Annotated in this window: 3 protein-coding genes and 1 pseudogene; 3 read left to right on the top strand and 1 reads right to left on the bottom strand. The window is 64.0% G+C overall.

Annotated features, from left to right (window positions below):
* On the bottom strand, positions 1-884 hold an 884-nt coding region (locus WEA77_RS10255), incomplete at its 3' end, for an aminotransferase class I/II-fold pyridoxal phosphate-dependent enzyme (RefSeq protein ID WP_368067786.1).
* A 64-nt stretch (positions 885-948) separates the two neighbouring features.
* Between WEA77_RS10255 and WEA77_RS10250 the strand changes: the two genes are divergently transcribed.
* The 3 genes and pseudogenes from WEA77_RS10250 to WEA77_RS10240 all read left to right on the top strand — a co-directional run.
* On the top strand, positions 949-1,962 hold the full coding sequence (locus tag WEA77_RS10250) for a 2'-deoxycytidine 5'-triphosphate deaminase (protein ID WP_368067785.1): 1,014 nt from the start codon (positions 949-951) through the stop codon (positions 1,960-1,962).
* 107 nt (positions 1,963-2,069) lie between these two features.
* Entirely contained in the window at positions 2,070-2,387 is a 318-nt protein-coding gene (locus WEA77_RS10245) for a hypothetical protein (protein ID WP_368067784.1), read from the top strand.
* Between the two features lie 19 nt (positions 2,388-2,406).
* Positions 2,407-2,802: pseudogene (locus WEA77_RS10240) on the top strand (hypothetical protein); the annotation flags it as partial.

Below are 2,802 nucleotides of genomic sequence, written 5' to 3'. Positions count from 1 at the left end.
GGATAACGCACGGCCGCGACCGCCGGGTGGCCGGCGATAGCATCCGCAAGGTGCGCGGCATTGCGGCTCTGCGCTTCGACGCGCAGCTGCATCGTCTCCAGCCCCTTGAGCACGACCCAGGCGTTGAAGGGCGAACAGGCGGGGCCCATGTGGCGCAGCCAGGGATCGTAGACTTCGCTCATCAGCTTTTCGGTAGCGAGGACCGCGCCGGCGAGCACACGGCCCTGTCCGTCCATATGCTTGGTGGCGGAGTAAGCGATGACATCCGCGCCGAGTTCCAGCGGGCGCTGGAGCACGGGTGTCGCAAACACATTATCAACGACCAGCAGCGCGCCAGCCTGCTTGCAAAGCCTTGCCACAGCCGCGATGTCCACGCCGTCCAGCAGCGGGTTCGCCGGGCTTTCGATCAGCACCAGCTGGCATCCTTTGGCTAATTCGCGTTCCCAGGCCGCCATGTCTGCGCCGTCCACAAACACCGTTTCGATGCCGAACTTCGGCATCTGGTTCGCGAGGATCCAGCGGCAGGAACCGAACAGGGCCGTTGCGGCGACAACCCGGTCGCCGGTCTTGAGCGGGGCCATAATGGCCGTTGAGATGGCGCCCATGCCGGAGCCGGTGACGCGGCAGGTCTCGGCGCCTTCGATCAGGGCAAGACGCTGCTGCAGCATCTCGGCGGTCGGGCTGCCGTACCGGGAATAGACGAAGCCTTCTTCCTTGCCGGCCATGCGGGCTTCGGCTTGCTCGGCCGAATCATAGGCGTAGCCGGAGGTCAGGAAGATCGCCTCGGAAATCTCGCCAAATTGCGAGCGCATAAGCCCTCCGCGCACCGCCTGGGTCGCAGGTTTCCAACCCTTGGGGTCATCGCCGCCGGGTGCATCAGCCATGTCAGTGCGCGTCCTTGTGTTTCCGGGAGAGCGACTTATGCCTGATAACCATGGGGTGCAAGTAATGGCTGATGTGAGCGGGGTCCTTCCCGACTTTGAAATCGAGGCCCTGGTGGCGAGCGGGGCGATCCGCAGCACGCTGGCGCTTGAGCCCGGACAGGTTCAGCCGGCAAGCCTGGACCTGCGTCTAGCGGAAGATGCCTACCGGCTGCGGGCGAGCTTCCTGCCGGGCAAGGACCGGATCGTGGCGGACCTGCTGCAGGACCCCGGCCTGCGCCTCCACCGCATCGACCTGACCGACAAGGGCGCCGTGCTGGAAACGGGCTGCGTCTATCTGGTGCCGCTGCAGGAAGCACTGCGCCTGCCCGCCGGCCTGGCGGCGCGGGCCAACCCGAAGAGCTCGACCGGGCGTATCGACGTGTTCACGCGGCTGGTCACCAATCGCGGCAAGGCCTTCGACGAAGTAGCGATGGGGTATTCAGGTCCGCTCTACCTCGAAGTGAGCCCGCGGACCTTTCCGGTGATGGTGCGCCCCGGCGACCGTCTGGCGCAGCTGCGCTTCAAGCGGAAGCGGCCGGAAACGCTGAAGGAAAAAGTGGTCTCTATCGACCTTGAACCCCCTGCCGGTCAGCCGGCAGGCTACCGCGCCAAGCCGCATTCCGGTGTGGTCGACCTGCGCGCGATCGGCGCCCATGACGTCAGCCAGTTCTGGGAGCCTGTCTATCCCAAGGATGGCCGCATCGTGCTGAACCCCGAAGAATTCTATATTCTCGTCAGCCGGGAGACTGTGAAGGTAACGCCCGACGAGGCCGCCGAAATGGCCCCGATCGCGCCGGAGCTTGGCGAATTTCGCGCACACTATGCCGGCTTTTTCGATCCGGGTTTCGGCATGAACAAGGACGGCAGCCGGGCCGTTCTGGAAGTGCGTTCGCGTGATGTGCCCTTCATCCTTGAGCACGGTCAGCCGGTGGCAAAGCTGATCTACGAGCCGATGGGCGCGCGCCCCAGGACGCTCTATGGGGGAAAAGGCTCAAACTATCAGGGCCAGGGCCTTAAACTTTCGAAACATTTCGCCTGATCTTTCGGAACTGCAAGGCTTCTGGCGCGTAAATGGCTTGCAGGCTTTTCAGGGCTTGCAGACGCATAAAGACGGCTTTGTCTCAAACAACCGCAGAGGAAATGCTCATGAAAACCCGCCTCCCCGCCGCAATCGCCCTTGGCTTTGCCCTAACTCAGGTCGCGGCGCCTTTCGCTGTCGCCGAAACGCCGGCGTCGCAGTTCCGAAGCGTCGAAGCTCAGTCGTTCAATGCGGACGAACTTCAGCGCTACGGCCTGAACGAAGCCGAAGCCGCTCAGGTCCGCGCCTATCAGGAGCAGGGTTACGAAGTTCAGCTGCTGACGCCGGAAGAAGCGGAAGCCTATAACGCCGGCCTCACCAACAACAACGTTCTGGCGATCATTGGCCTCTTGGCCATCGTCGTGGTCGTCGCTTCCGTCCTCTAGGATGCGGTCTGCTTTCTGTATGGCGCTTGCGCTCGGATTGAGTGCCTGCGCCGTACAACCCTCCTCCGATCCGGCCGCTTTCGCTGCGCGCACCGGAGACAACAGTTTCGAACTGTTCGGCGCGGGGGTTGATCCCCCCAACACACTCCTCTTGCCTGTAAAGCATGACCGCCAGCTCGATGGCGCGGCCTGCGGCGCGCACGCGCTCGCGAGTGTCATCAATTACTGGCATGGCGCAGGCACAGCTACCGGCAACGCGCTGTTCGCCGCGGCCCCGCCCGCAGACACCCTGAATGGCTACTCGATGGCGGAGCTGCTGAAGCTGTCCGCCGCCAACAACCTGCTCGCGAGCGCCGTGCGGATGCCCGCGAAGGGACTGCTGGCAGAACTGGAAGCGGGGCGCCCTGTGCTGGTG

It is taken from the genome of Hyphomonas sp. (genome assembly GCF_040882205.1).
Lineage (GTDB): Bacteria > Pseudomonadota > Alphaproteobacteria > Caulobacterales > Hyphomonadaceae > Hyphomonas.
This window is presented reverse-complemented; position numbering and strand designations above follow the sequence as displayed.